General features: G+C 68.1%; 18 protein-coding genes. 17 read left to right on the forward strand and 1 reads right to left on the reverse strand.

Annotation, left to right across the window (positions count from 1 at the left end):
- Positions 1-391: 391 nt before the first annotated feature.
- Positions 392-601: a DUF1127 domain-containing protein gene (locus GR316_RS01165; RefSeq protein ID WP_211784251.1), complete on the reverse strand. Its 210-nt coding sequence runs from the start codon at positions 599-601 to the stop codon at positions 392-394.
- Positions 602-864: 263 nt separating this feature from the next.
- Here GR316_RS01165 and GR316_RS01170 point away from each other — a divergent pair, with 263 nt between their 5' ends.
- The 17 genes from GR316_RS01170 to ftsA all read left to right on the forward strand — a co-directional run bounded on the left by GR316_RS01170 (position 865) and on the right by ftsA (position 19,594).
- Positions 865-1,917: an Mrp/NBP35 family ATP-binding protein gene (locus GR316_RS01170; RefSeq protein ID WP_211784252.1), complete on the forward strand. Its 1,053-nt coding sequence runs from the start codon at positions 865-867 to the stop codon at positions 1,915-1,917.
- A 569-nt stretch (positions 1,918-2,486) separates the two neighbouring features.
- Positions 2,487-3,002, forward strand: a complete 516-nt coding sequence (gene mraZ / locus GR316_RS01175) for a division/cell wall cluster transcriptional repressor MraZ (RefSeq protein ID WP_211784253.1) — start codon at positions 2,487-2,489, stop codon at positions 3,000-3,002.
- Between the two features lie 3 nt (positions 3,003-3,005).
- Entirely contained in the window at positions 3,006-3,977 is a 972-nt protein-coding gene (rsmH, locus tag GR316_RS01180; RefSeq protein WP_211784254.1) for a 16S rRNA (cytosine(1402)-N(4))-methyltransferase RsmH, read from the forward strand.
- The gene (gene ftsL, locus GR316_RS01185) at positions 3,978-4,322 is read left to right on the forward strand and encodes a cell division protein FtsL (RefSeq protein ID WP_211784255.1); all 345 of its coding nucleotides are present in this window, start codon (positions 3,978-3,980) and stop codon (positions 4,320-4,322) included.
- A complete protein-coding gene (locus tag GR316_RS01190; protein WP_211784256.1) occupies positions 4,319-6,103 on the forward strand; it encodes a peptidoglycan D,D-transpeptidase FtsI family protein in 1,785 nt (594 codons plus the stop codon). Before ftsL ends, GR316_RS01190 begins: the two co-directional genes overlap by 4 nt.
- Positions 6,104-6,116: 13 nt before the next feature.
- Complete coding sequence (locus GR316_RS01195) at positions 6,117-7,583, forward strand: UDP-N-acetylmuramoyl-L-alanyl-D-glutamate--2,6-diaminopimelate ligase (RefSeq protein ID WP_211784257.1); 1,467 nt, start codon at positions 6,117-6,119, stop codon at positions 7,581-7,583.
- Positions 7,584-7,625: 42 nt separating this feature from the next.
- Positions 7,626-9,059 (forward strand): UDP-N-acetylmuramoyl-tripeptide--D-alanyl-D-alanine ligase, encoded by a 1,434-nt coding sequence (locus GR316_RS01200; RefSeq protein ID WP_211784258.1) that lies wholly within the window; start codon positions 7,626-7,628, stop codon positions 9,057-9,059.
- The gene (gene mraY, locus GR316_RS01205) at positions 9,059-10,138 is read left to right on the forward strand and encodes a phospho-N-acetylmuramoyl-pentapeptide-transferase (protein ID WP_211784259.1); all 1,080 of its coding nucleotides are present in this window, start codon (positions 9,059-9,061) and stop codon (positions 10,136-10,138) included. The genes GR316_RS01200 and mraY overlap by 1 nt, the downstream gene beginning before the upstream one ends.
- Positions 10,138-11,547 (forward strand): UDP-N-acetylmuramoyl-L-alanine--D-glutamate ligase, encoded by a 1,410-nt coding sequence (gene murD / locus GR316_RS01210; protein ID WP_211784260.1) that lies wholly within the window; start codon positions 10,138-10,140, stop codon positions 11,545-11,547. The genes mraY and murD overlap by 1 nt, the downstream gene beginning before the upstream one ends.
- Positions 11,548-11,620: 73 nt before the next feature.
- Positions 11,621-12,790, forward strand: a complete 1,170-nt coding sequence (locus tag GR316_RS01215; RefSeq protein ID WP_211784261.1) for a peptidoglycan glycosyltransferase FtsW — start codon at positions 11,621-11,623, stop codon at positions 12,788-12,790.
- Positions 12,790-13,887 carry an undecaprenyldiphospho-muramoylpentapeptide beta-N-acetylglucosaminyltransferase gene (gene murG, locus GR316_RS01220; RefSeq protein WP_211784262.1) on the forward strand — a complete coding sequence of 366 codons (1,098 nt, stop codon included), beginning with the start codon at positions 12,790-12,792 and terminating at the stop codon, positions 13,885-13,887. Before GR316_RS01215 ends, murG begins: the two co-directional genes overlap by 1 nt.
- Entirely contained in the window at positions 13,884-15,278 is a 1,395-nt protein-coding gene (gene murC, locus GR316_RS01225; protein WP_211784263.1) for a UDP-N-acetylmuramate--L-alanine ligase, read from the forward strand. Before murG ends, murC begins: the two co-directional genes overlap by 4 nt.
- The gene (locus GR316_RS01230; protein ID WP_211784264.1) at positions 15,275-15,505 is read left to right on the forward strand and encodes a DUF2484 family protein; all 231 of its coding nucleotides are present in this window, start codon (positions 15,275-15,277) and stop codon (positions 15,503-15,505) included. The genes murC and GR316_RS01230 overlap by 4 nt, the downstream gene beginning before the upstream one ends.
- Entirely contained in the window at positions 15,502-16,425 is a 924-nt protein-coding gene (gene murB / locus GR316_RS01235; protein ID WP_211784265.1) for a UDP-N-acetylmuramate dehydrogenase, read from the forward strand. Before GR316_RS01230 ends, murB begins: the two co-directional genes overlap by 4 nt.
- A 45-nt stretch (positions 16,426-16,470) precedes the next feature.
- Positions 16,471-17,394 (forward strand): D-alanine--D-alanine ligase, encoded by a 924-nt coding sequence (locus GR316_RS01240; RefSeq protein WP_211784266.1) that lies wholly within the window; start codon positions 16,471-16,473, stop codon positions 17,392-17,394.
- Entirely contained in the window at positions 17,391-18,263 is an 873-nt protein-coding gene (locus GR316_RS01245) for a cell division protein FtsQ/DivIB (protein ID WP_211785056.1), read from the forward strand. The genes GR316_RS01240 and GR316_RS01245 overlap by 4 nt, the downstream gene beginning before the upstream one ends.
- On the forward strand, positions 18,260-19,594 hold the full coding sequence (gene ftsA / locus GR316_RS01250; protein WP_211784267.1) for a cell division protein FtsA: 1,335 nt from the start codon (positions 18,260-18,262) through the stop codon (positions 19,592-19,594). The genes GR316_RS01245 and ftsA overlap by 4 nt, the downstream gene beginning before the upstream one ends.
- Positions 19,595-19,750: the final 156 nt, after the last annotated feature.

Raw genomic sequence — 19,750 nt, forward strand, 5'->3', positions numbered from 1 at the left:
CCGCCGTTCTGTCACGTCCGGCCCAGGGAGGAGGAGGGGCCGTCGTTCTGATGGAACATCACCCAGGGAGGAGGAGGGGCGACATTCCGACCTGCGGCCGCCGGGGAGGAGGTCGGCAACCGTAGAAGGTAAGCGACGCCCAGGGAGGAGGAGGGGCGCCGCTCGATCCGCGGCGGCCAGGGAGGAGGAGGGCCGCCGGAGGAAAGATGTACGGCGATCCCAGGGAGGAGGAGGGGATCGCCGTTGGAACGATCGGCCCAGGGAGGAGGAGGGGCCGTCCGTACTTCGTCTGGAGCGCGAGGCTCCGAATAGGGTGCGGCAACATCAGGGAGGAGGAGGATGTCGCCGCGTTTCTCGAGGCCCAGGGAGGAGGAGGGGCCCGTCGAAATTCTTATGCGCCGAAGGCCGCGTCGCGGGCGATGGAGCGGATCTCGCTCCGACGGATGCCCAGATCGGTGAGTTCGCGGCTGGACAGGGCGTTCAGTTCCTGTACCGTCTGACGGTAGATCGCGCGGCGGCGCAGAGCGGCCTTGAGCGTGTCCAGCGAGAAGCTGATACGGCCGGGGCCAGCGATCGTGCCGGTATAGATTGCTTGTGCCATTTTGAGCCTCGTTTGCTTCGCGTCCTGCGCCGAACCGGATTGTCCTGCGCTGTTGAAGACAATTTGGCCCGTGGGGGTCGCGGGCACAATCCCGGAAACCGGCAACTCCGCCATGCGCGGTCCGCATGGCTTGCACGGCGCTGTTGGACCTCCTGAGGGCAGGGCGCACATATTTTGTGCAGTGTGCGCACGGATTCCGGCCAAGCCCTTGCGTATTGTGACATTTTGTCCAAGTTGAGCAGCGGCAATCACAGGAGTCCGTCATGTCATCGTTGCGCGAATCCGTCCTTGCGGCCCTTGGCGGGATCGAGGTTCCGGGCGGAACGCTCCTGTCGCGGGACATGGTGCGCGCCTTGGCCGTGGAAGGCGGCTCCGTCCGCTTCGTGATCGAGGCCCCCACCGCCGAGGAAGCCCGCATGATGGAGCCGCTGCGCCGCCTCGCGCAGGCCCGGGTCGAGGCGTTGGAGGGTGTGACCGCCGTTTCGGTGATCCTGACGGCCGAAAGCGCCGCCCCGACGCTGAAGATGGGGCGCCATCCGACGCCGCAGGCCGGACCGCAGCCGGTGCCGGGGGTGAAGCGCATCCTCGCCATCGGTTCGGGCAAGGGCGGGGTGGGTAAATCCACCGTCTCCTCGAACCTTGCGGTGGCACTGGCGCGGCAGGGGCGAAAGGTCGGCCTTCTGGATGCCGACATCTATGGCCCCTCGCAGCCGCGGATGATGGGCGTGTCGAAAAGGCCCGCCTCGCCGGACGGCAAGACGATCATCCCGCTTCAGGCGCATGGCGTCACCATGATGTCGCTGGGCCTGATGGTGAAGGAGGACGAGGCCGTGATCTGGCGCGGCCCCATGCTGATGGGCGCGCTTCAGCAGATGTTGGGTCAGGTCGCATGGGGGGAGCTGGATGTCCTGCTGATCGACCTGCCGCCCGGTACGGGGGATGTGCAGATGACGCTGTGCCAGCGCACGCATGTGACGGGCGCGCTCGTCGTGTCCACCCCGCAGGACGTGGCGCTGCTGGATGCGCGCAAGGCGCTGAACATGTTCGAGCGTCTGAACACCCCCATTCTTGGCCTGATCGAGAATATGAGCAGCTATGTCTGCCCCAGTTGCGGGCATGAGGCGCATATCTTCGGCCATGGCGGCGTGGCGACCGAGGCGGAGCGTCTGGGTCTGCCCTTCCTTGCGGAACTGCCGCTGGACCTGTCGGTGCGGCTGGCCGGCGATGCGGGAACGCCGGTGGCGGCGGGCGAGGGGCCGGTGGCGGATGCCTATGCCGCTTTGGCCGCCCGCCTCGTGGCGGATGGTGTGGCCTGAGGCTGGGATCGTCTGGGACGGGCATTCCGGGATGGGCCGCGGCGCCGGGCTGGCCTGTGGCCTACGGGCCGCGGTTTAAGCGAATCTATACCATGAGCGGAAAACCGACATCCCCATGGGATGCGGTGGAACAATGCGGGCGGCCACCAGATGTTGTGGCCGCTTTCGTCGCATGTCCAACATGGGTGGGCGGAGTCGTCTGATTACCGGGGTGGGGGATCGGCGGCTCTTTGCCGCCCCCCAAATGTTCCGCCCGCCGTCCCATTTTTTTCCTTTACGTCCCACCTCATCCCATGTCATTCCTGTCTCCACGAAGACGAGGGCGGCACGAGAACAGGGGCATCAAGACCCCGATGGCAAGAACCCGGCGGGTTCATACAGGCAACCGTCAATCGTCCGACAAAAGCAGATCCGGCGCGCGGCCGAGCAGTCATCCCCCAGGTGGGCGCGCGCAGCTGGACACCCAGCGATGGGACAGACCGGCGGATCGGGCAGTGGCAGCCGCTCGATCCGCCGTTTTCCGTTCGGGGATCCCCCTCGGACGGGGTGGCAGTCAGGACGGCAGGACCGTGGCAGAGGCGTTCAGAGGCGAGTTCGGCCAGAAGGTCGATGCGAAGGCGCGGGTGCTGATCCCGGTCGCCTTTCGTCGCATTCTGGATGCGGGCGATCCAAACTCCTCGGCGCAGCGCACCCGCTTCGTGATGGTCTATGGCGACGAGCGTCGCCGCTTCGTGGAATGCTACACCATGGAGGGCATGGCCGCGCTGGAGGCGCAGATCGCGGCACTGCCGCTCGGCACCCCGGCGCGCCGGTTGCTGGAGCGGAACTTCATCACCCTGTCCGCCACGATCGAGATCGACGAGGATGGCCGCATCGTCCTGCCCGCCCGCGTGCGCGACAAGCTTGGCCTGACGGCGGAAGAGATCCGCGGTTCGGTCGAATCCGTATTCGCCGGTACGCTCCAGACCTTCCAGATCTGGCGCAAGACCGACTTCGACACCTGGCTTGCCGAACAGGAGGCCGAGGACATGCAGCTTCTGGCCGATGGGCAGGACATGCTGACGCTGCTGCATGGCGTGGGATAACAGATGACAGACGCACCGCACATTCCCGTCCTCCTGACCCCGCTGCTGGAGCTCGTGGCTCCGGTGGGCGGCGTGTGGCTGGACGGCACCTTCGGGGCGGGCGGCTACACCCGTGGCCTGCTGGAGGCCGGGGCCGAGCATGTGATCGGGGTGGACCGCGATCCCTTGGCGCTGGAGATGGCGGCCCGCGCCGATTGGGGCGGGCGCGTGACGCTGGTCGCCGGCGAGTTCGGGGAGCTGGACATCCATGCCGGCCAACCCTTGGACGGCGTGGTGCTGGATCTCGGCGTTTCCTCCATGCAACTCGATCTGGCGGAGCGGGGCTTCTCCTTCGCCAAGGACGGCCCCCTCGATATGCGGATGAGCCAGTCCGGCCCTTCGGCGGCCGATCTCGTGAACACCGCCGAAGAGGGCGAGCTGGCCGACATCCTCTATCACTACGGAGAGGAGCGGGCATCGCGCCGCATCGCGGGGGCGATCGTGCGCGCGCGGACGCAGGCACCGATCACCCGGACCCTGCATCTGGCCGAGATCGTGGCCAAATGCCTGCCGCGCCCCAAACCCGGCCAGACCCATCCCGCCACGCGCAGCTTCCAAGCGATCCGCATCGCGGTGAACACCGAATTCGATCAGCTGGTCGAAGGGCTGATGGCCGCCGAACGCGCGCTGAAGCCGGGCGGCAAGCTGGCGGTCGTGACCTTCCATTCTTTGGAGGATCGGATCGTGAAGCGGTTCTTCCAGTCCCGCGCCGGGCAGGACGCGCAGGCCAACCGCTACGCCCCCGCCCTCGCGACCGAGGCGCCGCGCTTCACCCTCCTGTCCAAGCGGGCGATTGGCCCCTCCGAGGAGGAGACGGCGGTCAATCCGCGCGCCCGTTCGGCCAAGCTGCGGGCCGGGGTCCGCACCGAGGCGGAGGCGGGGACGGTCGATCCCGCCGCCCTCGGCGCCCCCCGCATCGGCCGACGGAGACGCTGAATGCGCGCGCTCATCTACATCGCGAGCTTCCTGTGCGTGATGCTTCTGGCCTTCTGGGCCTACCGCGAGAACTACGCTACGCAGGAGATGCTGCGCGGCGTGTCGCGCCTGAACGCGCAGATCGCGGATCTGCGGTCCTCGCTGGCGATGCAGCGGGCGGAATGGGCCTATCTGAACCGCCCCGAGCGGCTGGAGGAGTTGGTGAACATCAACTTCGACAAGCTGCGCCTTCTGCCGATGACCGCGGACCAGTTCGGCCTGCCCGAGCAGGTGACCTATCCCCCCCAGCCCCTGTTCGGGGCCACGATCGATCCCAATGCTGCGCAGGATGAGTTGATCCCATGATCCGCACACCGCTTCGCCCGCTGGCCCGCATCCTTCAGGCCCGTCTGAACGGCCAGAACCCCGACGTGATCGAGCGCGAGAACCTGCGCCTGCGGCACGAGGCGGCGCGGGACAAGGCGCGCAGCCGGGCCGAGGTGCGGCTGCTGTTCCTCGGGCTTTCGTTCTTCATGATGTTCATGGTGATCGGCGCGCGGATGGGGCTTTTGGCCTCCACCGAACCGTCGGAGCCGCGCTCGGCCCTGCCGGGGCACGAGATTTCGGCCAACCGCGCCGACATCACCGACCGCGATGGCCGCATCCTTGCGACGAACATCCAGACCTATGCGCTCTATGCCCACCCGCAGGACATGATCGATCCGATGCATGTCGCCGAGGAACTGGTGCGCATCTTCCCCGACATGGACGAAGACGCGCTGAAGCGCCGTTTCACCGACGGACGCAAGTTCATGTGGATCCGCCGCAAGCTGTCGCCCGAACAGATGCAGGCCGTCCATGACATCGGCGATCCGGGCCTTCTGTTCGGCCCGCGCGAGATGCGGCTCTATCCCAACGGGCACCTCGCCTCGCACATCCTCGGCGGGACCAGCTTCGGGGCCGAGGGCGTGGCCTCGGCCGAGGTGATCGGCACGGCGGGGATCGAGCGGGCGATGGATGCGCGGCTGCGCGATCCGGCGCAGTCCGAGCCGCTGCAACTCTCGATCGATATGACGGTGCAGGCCGCGATCACCGAAGTGCTGAACACCGGCATGAAGATGATGAACTCCAAGGGTGCGGCGGCGGTCCTGATGGATGTGCATACCGGGGAGGTGATCTCCCTCGTCTCGCTGCCCGATTTCGACCCGAACGACCGGCCCGCGCCGATCCTGACGGGCGATCCCGGCGACAGCCCGCTCTTCAACCGCGCGGTGCAGGGGGTGTATGAGCTCGGCTCCACCTTCAAGATCTTCACGGTGGCGAACGCGATGCAGCTCGGCCTCGTCGGGCCGGACACCATCATCGACGGCAATGCGCCGTTGATCTGGGGCAAGTACCGCATCAAGGAGTTCCAGAACCACAACTACGGCATCCAGACCGTAACGCAGGTCATCGAGAACTCCTCCAACGTCGGTACGGCGCGCATCGCGCTGGAGGTGGGGGCACAGCGGCAGCAGGCGTTCATGCGCTCGCTCGGGCTGTTCGATCCGACCCCGGTGGAACTGGTGGAAGCGCCGGGCGCCAAGCCCATCGTTCCCGCCCGCTGGCCGGAGATCGTGACGATCACCACCTCCTACGGGCACGGGATCGCGGCCAGCCCGATGCATCTGGCCGCCGCCTATTCCACCATCGCCAATGGCGGCTACCGCGTGACGCCGACGCTGCTGCACCGCACCCAGACGCCGGAGATGCCGCAGGTCGTGGCGACCGATGTCGCACACAAGGCGGTGGACATGCTGCGCATGGTGGTGACGAACGGCACCGCCAGCTTTGCCGATGTGCCCGGCTATCAGGTGGGCGGCAAGACGGGGACGGCGGACAAGCCGGACCCGCAGGGCGGCTATTACAACGACAAGGTGGTGAACACCTTCGCCTCGGTCTTCCCGACCAGCGCGCCGCAATATGCGCTGGTGGTGACACTGGACGAACCGTCGGACAACACGCTATCGGTGCCGCGACGTTCGGCGGGCTGGACGGCGGTTCCGGTCGCGGCGGAGATCATCCGGCGCGTGGCACCGCTGATGGGGCTGCGCCCGATCGAGACGCAGCCGGCCGCGCAGCTTCGCGCCGACCTGCCCGAAGAGTGACGGAGGTGGCCCGATGGCCCGCAGCAAAGCCCTTGCCGATCTTGGCCTGACCGCCCGCGGGGGCCGCGAGGCGCGCATCTGCGGCCTTGCCGTGGACAGCCGCGACGTGCGCGAGGGGTTCCTCTTTGCCGCGCTTCCGGGCCAGCACGCCCATGGGGCGCGTTTCGTCGAAACGGCGCTGGCACAGGGCGCCGCGGCGATCCTGACCGATGCCAAGGGCGCGGCCCTGATCGGCGCGGTCGATGCCGCCCTGATCGTGGCCGAAGATCCGCGCCAATCGCTGGCCGGGGCAGCCGCGCTGTGGTTCGGCGCGCAGCCCGGAACGATGGTGGCGGTGACGGGCACCAACGGCAAGACCTCGGTCGCGACCTTCGCCCGCCAGATCTGGATGCGGCTGGGCCATGCGGCGATCAACATCGGCACCACCGGGGTGGAGGGGGCATGGACCGCGCCCTCGCCGCATACAACGCCCGAACCGATCACCCTGCACCGCATTCTGGCCGAGGCCGCGCAGGCCGGGATCACCCATGCCGCGATGGAGGCGTCGAGCCACGGCCTCGATCAGCGGCGGCTGGACGGGGTGCATCTGAAGGCGGCGGGCTTCACGAACTTCACGCAGGACCATCTCGATTATCACCGCACCTTCGAGGCGTATTACGATGCGAAGATGGGCCTCTTCGACCGGCTGCTGCCGCCCGATGGCGTGGCGGTGGTGAACCTCGACGACGCCCATGGCCCCGATGTCGCGCGGCGCGCGGCGCAGCGCGGGCTTGCGACGATGGGCGTCGGGTTGAGCGCCCGGGCCGATCTGCGCATTCTGGCCCGGCGCTTCGATGCCACGGGGCAGGAGGTGCGGCTCGAATGGAAGGGCGCTGCGCATCAGGTGCGGCTGAACCTCGTGGGCGGGTTCCAAGCGCAGAACGTGGCGCTGGCGGCGGGCCTCGTGATCGGGGCGGGTGCGCCCGCGCGCGCGGTGTTCGAGGTGCTGCCCGATCTCGTCGGGGTGCGCGGGCGGATGCAGCTTGCCGCCACCCGGCGCAACGGGGCGGCGATCTATGTCGATTACGCCCATACGCCCGATGCGGTGGCGACGGCGCTGCAGGCGCTGCGCCCGCATGTGATGGGGCGGATCGTCGTCGTCTTCGGGGCCGGCGGCGACCGCGACCGCACGAAGCGCCCGCTGATGGGCGCGGCCGCCGCCGCACATGCCGACATCTGTTTCGTGACCGATGACAACCCCCGGTCCGAAGACCCGGCCGCCATCCGCGCCGAGATCCTTGCGGCCTGTCCCGACGCGACCGAGGTCGCCGACCGGGCCGAGGCGATCCTGCGCGGTGTCGATGCGCTGGGGCCGGGGGATGCGCTGCTGATCGCGGGCAAGGGGCACGAGACGGGGCAGGTGATCGGCTCCGACGTGTTTCCCTTCGACGACGTGGAACAGGCCTCGGTCGCCGTGGCGGCGCTGGATGGCGTGATATGATGAGCCCGCGTGCCGATGCCGCGCAGGCCCCCCGGAGGATGCATGACCGATAAACCTCTCTGGACCTCGGAGGAGGCCGCCGCCGCCACGGGCGGGCGCACCGGCGCATGGGATGCGACGGGCGTCAGCATCGACACGCGCACCCTGCGGCCGGGCGATCTGTTCGTGGCGCTGGCGGATGCGCGGGACGGCCACGATTTCGTGGCGGCGGCGCTGGCGCGGGGCGCGGCGGCGGCGCTGGTGTCGCGGGTGCCGGACGGGGTGGACCCGTCGGCCCTGCTGATCGTGCCCGATGTGCTTCAGGCCCTGCGCGATCTGGGATCGGCGGCGCGCCGCCGGACGGGGGCCAAGGTGATCGGCGTCACCGGCTCGGTCGGGAAAACCTCCACCAAGGAGATGCTGCGCGCCGCGCTGGGCGGGCAGGGCATCGTCCATGCCGCCGAGGCCAGCTACAACAACCATTGGGGAGTGCCGCTGACACTGGCGCGGATGCCCGCCGACACCGATTTCGCGGTGATCGAGATCGGGATGAACCATCCCGGAGAGATCGCACCCCTTGCCCGGCTGGCCGATCTGGACATCGCGCTGATCACCACCGTGGCCCCGGCGCATCTGGCCGCCTTCGCCGGCATCGCCGAGATCGCCGAGGAAAAGGCCGCCATCATGGACGGCCTGCGCCCCACCGGCACGGCGATCCTGCCCGCCGATCTGGAGGTGACGCCGATCCTGACCGCCCGCGCCGCAGGTTTCACCTGCCGCACCTTCGGCGAGACGGGCGATTACCGCCTTCTCGATGCGCAGGTCGGCGAGCATGCGACCGTGATGCGCGCCGCACATGCCGGGCGCGAGATGCTGTTCAAGATCGCGACCCCGGGCCGCCATTTCGCGATGAACGCGTTGGGCGTCGTGGCGGTGGCGGATGCGCTGGGCCTCGATCCGGCGCTGACGATGGCCGATCTCGGCCGCTGGCGCCCGCCCGCCGGGCGCGGCACGCGCGAACGGGTGATCCTCGATCCGATCGACGATCTGAGCTTCGATCTGGTGGACGATGCGTTCAACGCAAACCCTGCCTCCGTCGCGGCCAGCCTCGAAGTTGTCGCGGTGATGAAGCCGCAGGACGGCGTGGGGCGTCTGGGCAAGGGGCGGCGCATCGCCGTCCTTGGTGACATGCTGGAGCTTGGCCCCCGCGAGGAAGAGCTGCACGCCGCCATCGCGGATCATCCCGTGCTGGCGCGGTTCGACATCGTGCATTGCGTCGGCCCGCGGATGCGCGCGCTGCATGCCGCGCTTCCCCGGCGGCTGCGCGGCGAGTGGACGGAAACGGCGGCCGAATTGGCGAAACATGCGCGCACGCTGGTCGATGCCGGCGACATCGTGCTGGTCAAGGGTTCGAAGAGCGCGAAGGTCAGCCTCGTGGTTGACGCGCTGCGCAAACTCGGGCAGGCCACCGTATCTTTGGAACAGGGAACGGACTGATGCTCTCTCTGCTGGTGCAATTCTCGGACGGTGGCGACGTCTTCAACCTGTTCCGCTACATCACGTTCCGCGCGGGCGGGGCCTTCTTCACCGCGCTGATCTTCGGGTTCATCTTCGGACGGCCGCTGATCAACTTCCTGCGGATCAAGCAGAAGAAGGGCCAGCCCATCCGCTCGGACGGGCCGACGACCCACTTCTCCAAGGCCGGTACGCCGACCATGGGCGGGCTGCTGATCCTGACATCGTTGATGGTGTCCACGCTGCTTTGGGCGCAGCTGTCCAATCCCTATGTGTGGATCGTGATCCTCGTGACGCTGGCCTTCGGGCTGATCGGCTTTGCCGACGATTACGCCAAGGTGACGAAGCAGACGACGGCGGGCGTGTCGGGACGGGTCCGCATGGGCCTTGGGCTGCTGACGGGGCTGCTGGCGACCATCGCCGCCGCAGGCTTCCATCCCGCGCCGCTGACTGATCAACTGGCGCTGCCCTTCGTCAGCATGATGCTGGACCTCGGCCTCTTCTTCATCCCCTTCGGGATGCTGGTGATCGTGGGGTCGGCCAATGCGGTGAACCTGACGGACGGGCTGGACGGGCTGGCGGTGATGCCGGTGATGATCGCCTCGGCCACGCTGGGGGCGATCGCCTATGCGGTGGGCCGGGTCGATTTCACCGAATATCTCGGCATCCACTACGTTCCCGGCACGGGAGAGCTGCTGATCTTCGCGGCGGCGCTCGTCGGCGGGGGTCTGGGATTCCTGTGGTACAACGCGCCCCCGGCGGCGGTGTTCATGGGCGATACCGGCTCGCTCGCGCTTGGTGGGGCATTGGGGGCGATCGCGGTCTGCATCAAGCATGAGATCGTTCTGGCCATCGTCGGCGGCCTCTTCGTCGTGGAGGCGCTGAGCGTCATCATTCAGGTGCTCTATTTCAAACGGACCGGGCGGCGGGTGTTCCTGATGGCCCCGATCCACCACCATTTCGAAAAGAAGGGCTGGGCCGAGCCGCAGATCGTCATCCGCTTCTGGATCATCTCGTTGATCCTTGCGCTGATCGGCCTCGCCACGCTGAAGGTGCGCTGATGATTCCGGTTCGGGGATATACGGGGCGCAAGGTGGCGGTGCTGGGCCTTGGCCGGTCGGGGCTGGCCACGGCGCGCGCGTTGCAGGCGGGCGGGGCGCTGCCGCTGGTCTGGGATGACAGCCCGGAATCGCGCGCCCGCGCCGAGGCCGAGGGCTTTGCCCCGTTCGATCTGACGCGCAACGCCGCCTTCGACGACGTGGCCGCGCTGATCGTCAGCCCCGGCATCCCCCATCTCTATCCCGCGCCGAACGCGGTGATCGCCCGCGCGCTGGAACTGGGCGTCCCGGTGGACAACGACATCGGCCTCTTCTTCCGCTCCTTCGCCACGCGCGATTGGGACGGGTTCGATCAGATGCCTCGCGTGATCTGCGTCACCGGATCGAACGGCAAATCCACCACCACCGCCCTGATCCGCCACATCGTCGCCGAGGCGGGCCGCCCGGTGCATATGGCCGGCAATATCGGGCGCGGGGTGCTGGATCTGCCCCCGGCCGAGGATGGGACCGTCGTCGTGCTGGAACTGTCCAGCTATCAGACCGAACTGGCGCGCGCGCTGACGCCCGATGTCGCGGTCTTCACCAACCTCTCGCCCGATCATCTGGACCGGCATGGTGGCATGGGCGGCTATTTCGCGGCCAAGCGGCGGCTGTTCACTCAAGGCGGCCCGGACCGTTGCGTGATCGGTGTCGATGAGGTGGAGGGCCGGTTCCTCGCCAATCAGATGTCCGTCGCCCCCGAGGATGACCGGGTGATCCGCATCTCGGCCGCCGCGCGGCTGGAGGGGCCGGGCTGGTCGGTCTTTGCGCGCAAGGGGTTCCTGTCGGAATGGCGCAAGGGGCGGCAGATCGCCTCCATCGACCTGCGGGAGATGCCGGGCCTGCCGGGCGCGCACAACCATCAGAACGCTTGCGCCGCCTATGCGGCCACGCGCACGCTGGGCCTGTCGCCGCGGCTGATCGAAGGGGCGCTCGCCTCCTTTGCGGGGCTGCCCCATCGCAGCCAGCTTGTGGGCGAGGCCGAGGGCGTGCGCTTCGTCAACGATTCCAAGGCCACGAATGTCGACAGCGCGGCCAAGGCGCTTCAAGCCTTCCCGCGCATCCGTTGGATCGCGGGCGGCATGGGCAAGGAGGGCGGCATCGTGTCGCTTCAGCCGCATCTGGGCGCGGTGGCCAAGGCCTATCTGATCGGCCATTCGGCGCGCGAATTCGCGCTGCAACTGGCCGGCACCCCGCATGAGATCTGCGAGACGATGGATCAGGCCGTCGCCCGCGCCGCCGAGGAGGCCGAGCCGGGCGATACCGTCCTTCTGGCCCCCGCCGCCGCCAGCTTCGACCAGTACCCCGATTTCGAGAAACGGGGTGAGCATTTCACCGCTCTCGTGGCGGCGCGGCTGGCAGGAAGGCACTAGTCAGGGGCGGATGCATGGGGTACGCTTTCGGGCAGACCCGGAACAATCGGGCAGGCAGTGACAGGCACATTCCATGACTGAGATGGTTCATGGCGCGATTCCCGCTCGGGCGTCGGAGCCGGTTCTTCCCCGTTGGTGGCGCACCATCGACAAGTGGTCGCTGACCTGCATCTTCATCCTGTTCGGCATGGGGCTGCTCTTGGCGCTGGCGGCCTCGGTGCCGCTGGCCACGCGCAACGGCCTTCCGCAGTTCTATTACGTCGAACGGCAGATGTTCTTCGGCGGCATGGCGATGGTGGCGATGGTGTCCATCTCCATGATGTCGCCGGATATGGTGCGGCGTCTGGGCGTGATGGGCTTTCTCGTGGCCTTCCTCGCGCTGATCCTGCTGCCCGTCGCCGGGACCGATTTCGGCAAGGGCGCGGTGCGGTGGTACAGCCTCGGCTTCGCCTCGTTCCAGCCATCGGAGTTTCTGAAGCCCGGCTTCATGATCGTGACGGGCTGGCTCATGGCCTCCAGCCAAGAGGTGAACGGCCCGCCCGGCAAGCGCATCAGCTTTGCGCTGCTGATCGTAATCGCGGGCTTCCTGTCGATGCAGCCCGATTTCGGGCAGACGGCGCTGATCCTCTTTGGCTGGAGCGTGATCTACTTCGTCGGCGGCGCGCCGATGGTTCTGATCGCGACCTTCATCGGGGCCATCGTCTTCGCCGGCACGCTCTTCTACGAATCGTCCGAGCACTTCGCCCGGCGGATCGACGGCTTCCTCAATCCCGAACTCGATCCGCGCACGCAGCTCGGCTATGCCACCAACGCCATCATCGAAGGCGGCTTCTTCGGCGTCGGTGTCGGCGAGGGGCAGGTGAAATGGTCGCTGCCCGACGCGCATACCGATTTCATCATCGCCGTCGCGGCCGAGGAATACGGCCTGATCCTCGTGCTGTGCATCATCGCGCTCTATGCGACGGTGGTCGTGCGCAGCCTGTTCCGCCTGATGCGCGAACGCGATCCGTTCATCCGCCTTGCGGGGACGGGGCTGGCCTGCATCTTCGGGGTTCAGGCCATGATCAACATGGGCGTCGCGGTGCGCCTTCTGCCGGCCAAGGGCATGACGCTGCCCTTCGTCAGCTATGGCGGCTCCTCCGTCATCGCGGCGGGCATCACCGTCGGGATGCTGCTGGCGCTGACACGGTCGCGTCCGCAGGGCGAGATCGGCGACATCCTGTTCAACAAGCGGGGCCGCTGATGACGGCACGGACGGACGGCCCCCTCCTGCTGATCGCGGCGGGGGGAACGGGCGGGCATATGTTCCCCGCCCAAGCCTTGGCCGAGGCGATGATCGCCCGCGGCTGGCGCGTGAAACTGTCCACCGACGATCGCGGCGCCCGCTATGCCGGAAACTTCCCCGAGGCGGTGGTGGTGGAGCGTGTGGCTTCGGCCACCTTCGCGCGGGGCGGGCTCTTGGCGCGGGCGGCGGTGCCCCTGCGCATCGGGCGGGGCGTTCTGTCGGCTTGGCGCAAGATGCGCGCGGACCGGCCGGCGGTGGTGGTGGGCTTCGGCGGTTATCCGTCGATCCCGGCGCTGACGGCGGCGGGGATGCTGCGCCTGCCGCGCATGATCCATGAACAGAACGGCGTGCTGGGGCGGGTGAACCGCATCTTCGCGCCCAAGGTGGACCGGGTGGCCTGCGGCATCTGGCCGACCGACCTGCCGCGCGGCGTGTCGGCCGTCCATACGGGCAATCCGGTGCGCCAGTCGGTGCTGGACCGCGCCGCCGCGCCCTATGCCATGCCGGACGGCCCGCTGGAGGTGCTGGTGATCGGCGGCAGCCAAGGGGCGCATGTCCTCTCGCGCGTGGTGCCGGACGCCTTCGGCCGCCTGCCGCGCCATATGCGCGAACGCCTGCGCATCAGCCATCAGGCCCGCGCCGAGGATGCGGACGCCGTCATCCGCGCCTATCGCGACAGCGCCATCGCCGCCGAGGTGCGCCCCTTCTTCGAGGATGTGCCCGAACGGATCGCCGCGGCGCAGCTCGTCATCTCGCGCTCGGGGGCAAGCTCGGTCGCCGACATCACGGTGATCGGCCGCCCCTCCATCCTGATCCCCTTCGCCGCCGCTGCGGGCGATCATCAGACGGCGAATGCGCGCGGTCTGGTGCAGGGGCAGGCGGCCTCCATCATCCCCGAGGCGCAGCTCGATGCGCCCACGCTCATCGAACATATCACCGCCATCCTGAACCAGCCGGAGGCCGCGCGCCGCATGGCCGCCAACGCGCTTGCGCTTGGGCGGCCCGATGCCACCCAGCGGCTGGTCGAGGTGGTCGAAGAACTGAGGACTTCATGAACGCCGCAACCAAACTGCCGGGAGAGCTCGGCCCTATCCATTTCGTCGGCATCGGCGGCATCGGCATGTCCGGCATCGCCGAGGTGCTGATGACGCTGGGCTATACGGTGCAGGGTTCGGACGCGAAGGCCTCGAAGATCACGGACCGCCTCGTGGATCTGGGCGCGACCTTCTTCGAAGGGCAGCGGGCCGAGAATATCGGCGAGGCGGGGGTGGTCGTCATCTCCTCGGCGATCAAGCGCGGCAATCCCGAACTGGAGGAGGCGCGCCGCCGCCAGCTTCCGGTCGTGCGCCGGGCGGAGATGCTGGCCGAACTGATGCGCCTGCGCTCGAACATCGCGGTGGCGGGCACGCATGGCAAGACGACGACCACGACCATGGTGGCGACGCTCTTGGACAAGGGCGGCTTCGATCCGACCGTCATCAATGGCGGTGTGATCCACGCCTATGGCTCCAACGCGCGGGCCGGGGCGGGCGAGTGGATGGTGGTGGAGGCCGATGAGAGCGACGGCTCCTTCAACCGGCTGCCCGCGACCATCGCCATCGTCACCAATATCGACCCCGAGCATATGGAGCATTGGGGCTCGTTCGATGCCCTGCGCAAGGGCTTCCACGACTTCGTGTCGAACATCCCGTTCTATGGCCTCGCCGTCTGCTGCACGGACCATGCCGAGGTGCAGGCGCTGGTCGGCCGCGTCACGGATCGGCGCATCGTGACCTTCGGCTTCAACGCGCAGGCCGATGTGCGCGCGGTGAACCTGCGCTACGAAAACGGCGTGGCGTTGTTCGATGTGGCGCTTCAGGCCGAGGATGCGCTGATCGAAGGGTGCACCCTGCCGATGCCGGGCGATCACAACGTCTCCAACGCCCTCGCGGCGGTGGCCGTGGCGCGGCATCTTGGGATGAAGCGCGCCGAGATCCGCGAGGCGCTGGCGGCCTTCGGCGGCGTGAACCGCCGTTTCACCAAGGTCGGCGAGGTCGGCGGCGTGTCGATCATCGACGATTACGGCCACCACCCGGTGGAGATCGCGGCCGTCCTGAAGGCGGCGCGTCAGGCCACCAAGGGCCGCGTGATCGCCGTGCATCAGCCGCACCGCTACAGCCGCCTGCACACGCTCTTCGATGATTTCTGCACCTGTTTCAACGAGGCCGATGTCGTCGCCATCGCCGAGGTCTATGCCGCCGGCGAAGAGCCGATCGAGGGCGCATCGCGCGACGATCTCGTGGCGGGGCTGATCGCCCATGGCCATCGCCATGCCCGCGCCATCCTGTCGGAGGCCGATCTGGAGCGGCTGGTGCGCGAACAGGCGCGGCCGGGGGATATGGTCGTCTGCCTCGGGGCGGGGACCATCTCCACATGGGCGAATGCCCTGCCGGAGCGTCTGGGATGATCACGCTGCTGCCGACCGCGCTGTGGATCCTTGCCGCGCTGTGCCTGCGCCGGAACGGGCAGACCCGCGTCGGTTGGGCGCTGGTGCTGACGGGGATTCCGCTTCTGGGCCTGATCACGCTGCATGCGGGGCCGTTCTGGGGCTTTGTCGCGCTGGCGGCGGCGCTGCCGCTGTTGCGCCTGCCGCTGCGCGCCGTGCGGGCGCGGGCGCGGAGGGCGCTGCAATGACGATGCCCCCCGTGCGCGGCGTGCTGACGCCGAACCGCTCCATGGCCGAGCTGACATGGCTGCGCGTCGGTGGGCCGGCCGATTGGCTGTTCCAACCGGCGGACGAGGACGATCTTCGGGCCTTTCTGGCCGCGCTTGATCCGGCGATGCCGGTCTTTCCGATGGGGGTCGGCTCGAACCTGATCGTGCGCGATGGCGGCCTTCGGGCGGTGGTGATCCGGCTGGGGCGCGGGTTCAACGGGATCCGCACCGACGGGGACCGCGTGATCGCGGGGGCGGCGGCGCTGGATGCGCATGTGGCGCGGCGCGCGGCCGAGGCGGGGCTGGACCTGACCTTCCTGCGCACCATTCCCGGCAGCATCGGCGGCGCGGTGCGGCTGAATGCGGGCTGCTATGGCAGCTATATCGCCGATCACCTGATCGAGGTGCGGGCGATCGCGCGGGACGGGCAGGCGGTGACGATCCCGGCGGCGGATCTGCGCCTTGCCTACCGCCATTCGGAGGTGCCGGACGGCTGCGTGATCGTGGAGGCGGTGCTGCGCGCCGCGGCGGGCGATCCCGAGGATCTGGCCACGCGCATGGCCGAGCAACTGGCCCGCCGCGATGCGACCCAGCCGACGAAGGACCGCAGCGCCGGATCGACCTTCCGCAACCCCGCGGGCCATTCCTCCACCGGGCGGCCCGACGATACGCACGAATTGAAGGCGTGGAAGGTCATCGACGATGCCGGTCTGCGCGGCGCCACGCTGGGCGGCGCCCAGATGAGCGAGAAGCATCCCAACTTCCTGATCAACACCGGGCAGGCTTCCGCCGCCGATCTGGAGAATCTGGGCGAGCGGGTGCGAAAGAGGGTTTTCCAATCCAGCGGACTTGCGTTAGAGTGGGAAATCATGAGGGTCGGAGAACCCTCTGAAAAATAATGAAGTGTTAGCATCCGGTTAACGGATGTAACCCGAGGCAGTGAAATGGCGGGCATGTCTGGCAGGACATTCCGCACGGTTGCGGTTTTGATGGGTGGCCCCTCGGCCGAACGCGAGGTGTCGCTGGTCACTGGGCGCGAATGCGCGGCAGCCCTGCGGAAAGCGGGATACGACGTGGTCGAGCTTGATGCCGGCCCGGACCTTGCCGCACGGCTGGTCGATCTGAAGCCCGATGTCGTGTTCAACGCCCTTCATGGCCGCTGGGGCGAAGATGGCTGCGTGCAGGGCATCCTCGAATGGCTGCGCATTCCCTATACCCATTCGGGTGTCCTTGCCTCGGCGCTGGCGATGGACAAGACGCGGGCCAAGGACGTGTTTCGCACCGCCGGCCTGCCGGTCGTCGAAAGCGTGATCGCCCCCCGCGCCGAGGTGGAGGCCCGCCACGTCCTGCCGCCCCCCTATGTCGTGAAGCCGAACAGCGAAGGCTCCTCGGTCGGGGTCTATCTGGTGGAGCGGGGGGCGAATGCGCCGCCGCGCCTGTCCGATGCGATGCCCGACGAGGTGATGGTCGAAACCTATGTGCCGGGCCGCGAGCTGACGGTTAGCGTGCTGGGCGACCGCGCGCTTTGCGTGACCGACATCATCACCACCGGCTGGTACGATTACGACGCGAAATACACCGCCGGCGGATCGCATCACGTCGTCCCCGCCGACATTCCGACGGACATCGAGGCGGCCTGCCTCGCCCATGCGCTGACGGCGCATCGCGCGCTCGGCTGCCGCGGGCTGAGCCGCACCGATTTCCGCTGGGACGAGGCGCGCGGCATGGACGGCCTCGTGGTGCTGGAGACGAACACCCAGCCCGGCATGACCCCCACCTCGCTTTCGCCCGAGCAGGCGGCGCATTGCGGGATGGACTTTCCCGCGCTCTGCGATTGGCTGGTGAGGGATGCCTCGTGCGATCGATGAACCGCCCGCCGCGCCGCGATCCTGCCCCGAGCCTTTTGGCCTACCGCCTTCAGCGGATGATGCTGACGCCGCTTTATCGGCGTCTTTTCCGTTTGGGCCTGCCCTTCGTGGTGCTGGGCCTCGTGCTGCTGATGGTGCTGGGCAGCGCCGATCGCCGCGCCGCTATCGCCGCCAGCTTCACCCAGCTGCGCGAAGCGGTGGAGGATCGGCCCGAATTCATGGTCCACGCCCTGTCGATCGAGAACGCCTCGCCCCAACTGGCCGAAACGATCCGCCGGATGCTGGATCTGCATCTGCCGCAAAGCTCGTTCGATCTGGATCTGCCGGGGATGCGCGACCGGATCATGACGCTCACGCCGGTGGAGAATGTCGATCTGCGCGTTCTGGCGGGCGGGCTCTTGCAGGCGGATGTGACGGAGCGGGTTCCCGTGGTCGTCTGGCGCTCGTCGGCCAATACCGAGCTTCTGGACGCGGAAGGCCATCGCGTTCTGCTGATCGCCGAGCGCAACGACCGAGCGGATCTGCCGCTGATCACCGGCCGCGGCGCGAACGATGCCGTCCCCGAGGTGCTGACGCTGATCGGCGCGGCCCAGCCGATCATGCCGCGGGTGCGCGGGTTCGTGCGGATGGGGGAACGGCGTTGGGACATCGTGCTGGACCGGGGGCAGCGCATCATGCTGCCCGTGACGGACCCGGTGCCCGCGCTGGAACGGATCCTCGCCCTCGACAAGGCCGACGATCTTCTGGCCCGCGACGTGACCGTGATCGATTTCAGACTGAAGAACCGCCCCGTGCTGCGTCTGGCCCCCAATGCGGTGGCCGAACGCGCGCGGGCCCGCGGCAAGACAGCGAGTGGAGGCGCCCCATGACCGATCTGTATCAATCCCAGCGTGCGATGCGGAACATGCGCCGCGCGGCCATTCAGCGGGGCGTGATCGCCATCCTCGACATCGGATCGACCAAGATCGCCTGCCTGATCCTGCGCTTCGACGGGCCGGAACGTCTGCGCGAGCATGACGGCGTCGGCAGCATGGCGGGGCAGAGCCAGTTCCGCGTGATCGGTGCCGCCTCCACCCGGTCGCGCGGGGTCCGCTTCGGCGAGATCAGCGTGATGAACGAGACCGAGCGCGCCATCCGCACCGCCGTTCAGGCCGCCCAGAAGATGGCCGAGGTGCGGGTCGATCACGTCATCGCCACCTTCTCGGGCGGGGAGCCGCGCAGCTACGGCCTTGCCGGGGAGTGGGAGCTTCAGGATTCCGTCGTGACCGAGCAGGACGTGGCGCGGGTTCTCGCCTCCTGCGAGGTGCCCGATATCGGCGGCGGGCGCGAGGTGATGCACGCCCAGCCCGTGAACTTCGCGCTCGATCATCGCAGCGGTCTGGGCGATCCGCGCGGGCAGATCGGCAACCGGCTGGCCTGCGACATGCACATGCTGTCGGTGGATGCGGGGACGATCCAGAACCTGCTCTACTGCATCAAGCGCTGCGATCTGGAACTCGCGGGGATCGCATCCTCGGCCTATGTGTCCGGGATCGCCAGCCTCGTGGAGGACGAGCAGGAACTGGGTGCGGCCTGCATCGACATGGGCGGCGGCTCCACCGGGGTGTCGATCTTCATCAAGAAGCATATGATCTATGCCGACAGCGTGCGGATGGGGGGCGATCATGTCACCTCCGACATCTCCAAGGGGCTTCAGATCCCGCTGGCGCAGGCCGAGAAGATCAAGACGATGCATGGCGGCATCCACGCCACCGGCCTCGATGACCGCGAGCAGATCGACATCGGCGCCGATACCGGCGATTGGGACAAGGACAGCCGCTCCGTCAGCCGTTCGGAGCTGATCGGGATCATGCGCCCCCGCGTCGAGGAGATCCTCGAGGAAGTGCGCGCCCGCCTCGACGCCGCCGGGTTCGAGCATCTGCCGAGCCAGCAGATCGTGCTGACGGGCGGGGCCAGTCAGGTGCAGGGACTGGACGGCCTTGCCTCGCGCATTCTGGGCCAGCGGGTGCGGATGGGGCGGCCGCTGCGCGTGCAGGGGTTGCCGCAGAAGATCACCGGCCCGGCCTTCGCCTCGGCCGTCGGGCTCTGCCTGTTCGCCGCGCATCCGCAGGACGAATGGTGGGACTTCGACATTCCGGCCGAACGCTATCCGGCGCGGTCGTTCAAACGCGCGCTGCGCTGGTTCAAGGACAACTGGTGACACCCATATCCGGTAGCGACGGCGAGATACCGCCGAGGTCGGGGCGCGCCGATCCATATTTTGTGCAGTCCCCGCTTTTCCGGGTGACGTTGCGACGGGTTGAGTCTAAACTCTCCGGTAAAAGCGCGAATGGGCGCCGCGAACGGTGCCGCAGGA

This window comes from Falsirhodobacter algicola, from assembly GCF_018279165.1.
GTDB classification, from domain to species: domain Bacteria; phylum Pseudomonadota; class Alphaproteobacteria; order Rhodobacterales; family Rhodobacteraceae; genus Falsirhodobacter; species Falsirhodobacter algicola.

Bases quoted from the DNA above. Each gene is read 5' to 3' on its own strand.
- GR316_RS01165 (WP_211784251.1), bottom strand. From the start codon at position 601: ATGGCACAAGCAATCTATACCGGCACGATCGCTGGCCCCGGCCGTATC.
- GR316_RS01170 (WP_211784252.1), top strand. From the start codon at position 865: ATGTCATCGTTGCGCGAATCCGTCCTTGCGGCCCTTGGCGGGATCGAG.
- rsmH (WP_211784254.1), top strand. From the start codon at position 3,006: ATGACAGACGCACCGCACATTCCCGTCCTCCTGACCCCGCTGCTGGAG.
- ftsL (WP_211784255.1), top strand. From the start codon at position 3,978: ATGCGCGCGCTCATCTACATCGCGAGCTTCCTGTGCGTGATGCTTCTG.
- GR316_RS01190 (WP_211784256.1), top strand. From the start codon at position 4,319: ATGATCCGCACACCGCTTCGCCCGCTGGCCCGCATCCTTCAGGCCCGT.
- GR316_RS01195 (WP_211784257.1), top strand. From the start codon at position 6,117: ATGGCCCGCAGCAAAGCCCTTGCCGATCTTGGCCTGACCGCCCGCGGG.
- GR316_RS01200 (WP_211784258.1), top strand. From the start codon at position 7,626: ATGACCGATAAACCTCTCTGGACCTCGGAGGAGGCCGCCGCCGCCACG.
- mraY (WP_211784259.1), top strand. From the start codon at position 9,059: ATGCTCTCTCTGCTGGTGCAATTCTCGGACGGTGGCGACGTCTTCAAC.
- murD (WP_211784260.1), top strand. From the start codon at position 10,138: ATGATTCCGGTTCGGGGATATACGGGGCGCAAGGTGGCGGTGCTGGGC.
- GR316_RS01215 (WP_211784261.1), top strand. From the start codon at position 11,621: ATGACTGAGATGGTTCATGGCGCGATTCCCGCTCGGGCGTCGGAGCCG.
- murG (WP_211784262.1), top strand. From the start codon at position 12,790: ATGACGGCACGGACGGACGGCCCCCTCCTGCTGATCGCGGCGGGGGGA.
- murC (WP_211784263.1), top strand. From the start codon at position 13,884: ATGAACGCCGCAACCAAACTGCCGGGAGAGCTCGGCCCTATCCATTTC.
- GR316_RS01230 (WP_211784264.1), top strand. From the start codon at position 15,275: ATGATCACGCTGCTGCCGACCGCGCTGTGGATCCTTGCCGCGCTGTGC.
- murB (WP_211784265.1), top strand. From the start codon at position 15,502: ATGACGATGCCCCCCGTGCGCGGCGTGCTGACGCCGAACCGCTCCATG.
- GR316_RS01240 (WP_211784266.1), top strand. From the start codon at position 16,471: ATGGCGGGCATGTCTGGCAGGACATTCCGCACGGTTGCGGTTTTGATG.
- GR316_RS01245 (WP_211785056.1), top strand. From the start codon at position 17,391: ATGAACCGCCCGCCGCGCCGCGATCCTGCCCCGAGCCTTTTGGCCTAC.
- ftsA (WP_211784267.1), top strand. From the start codon at position 18,260: ATGACCGATCTGTATCAATCCCAGCGTGCGATGCGGAACATGCGCCGC.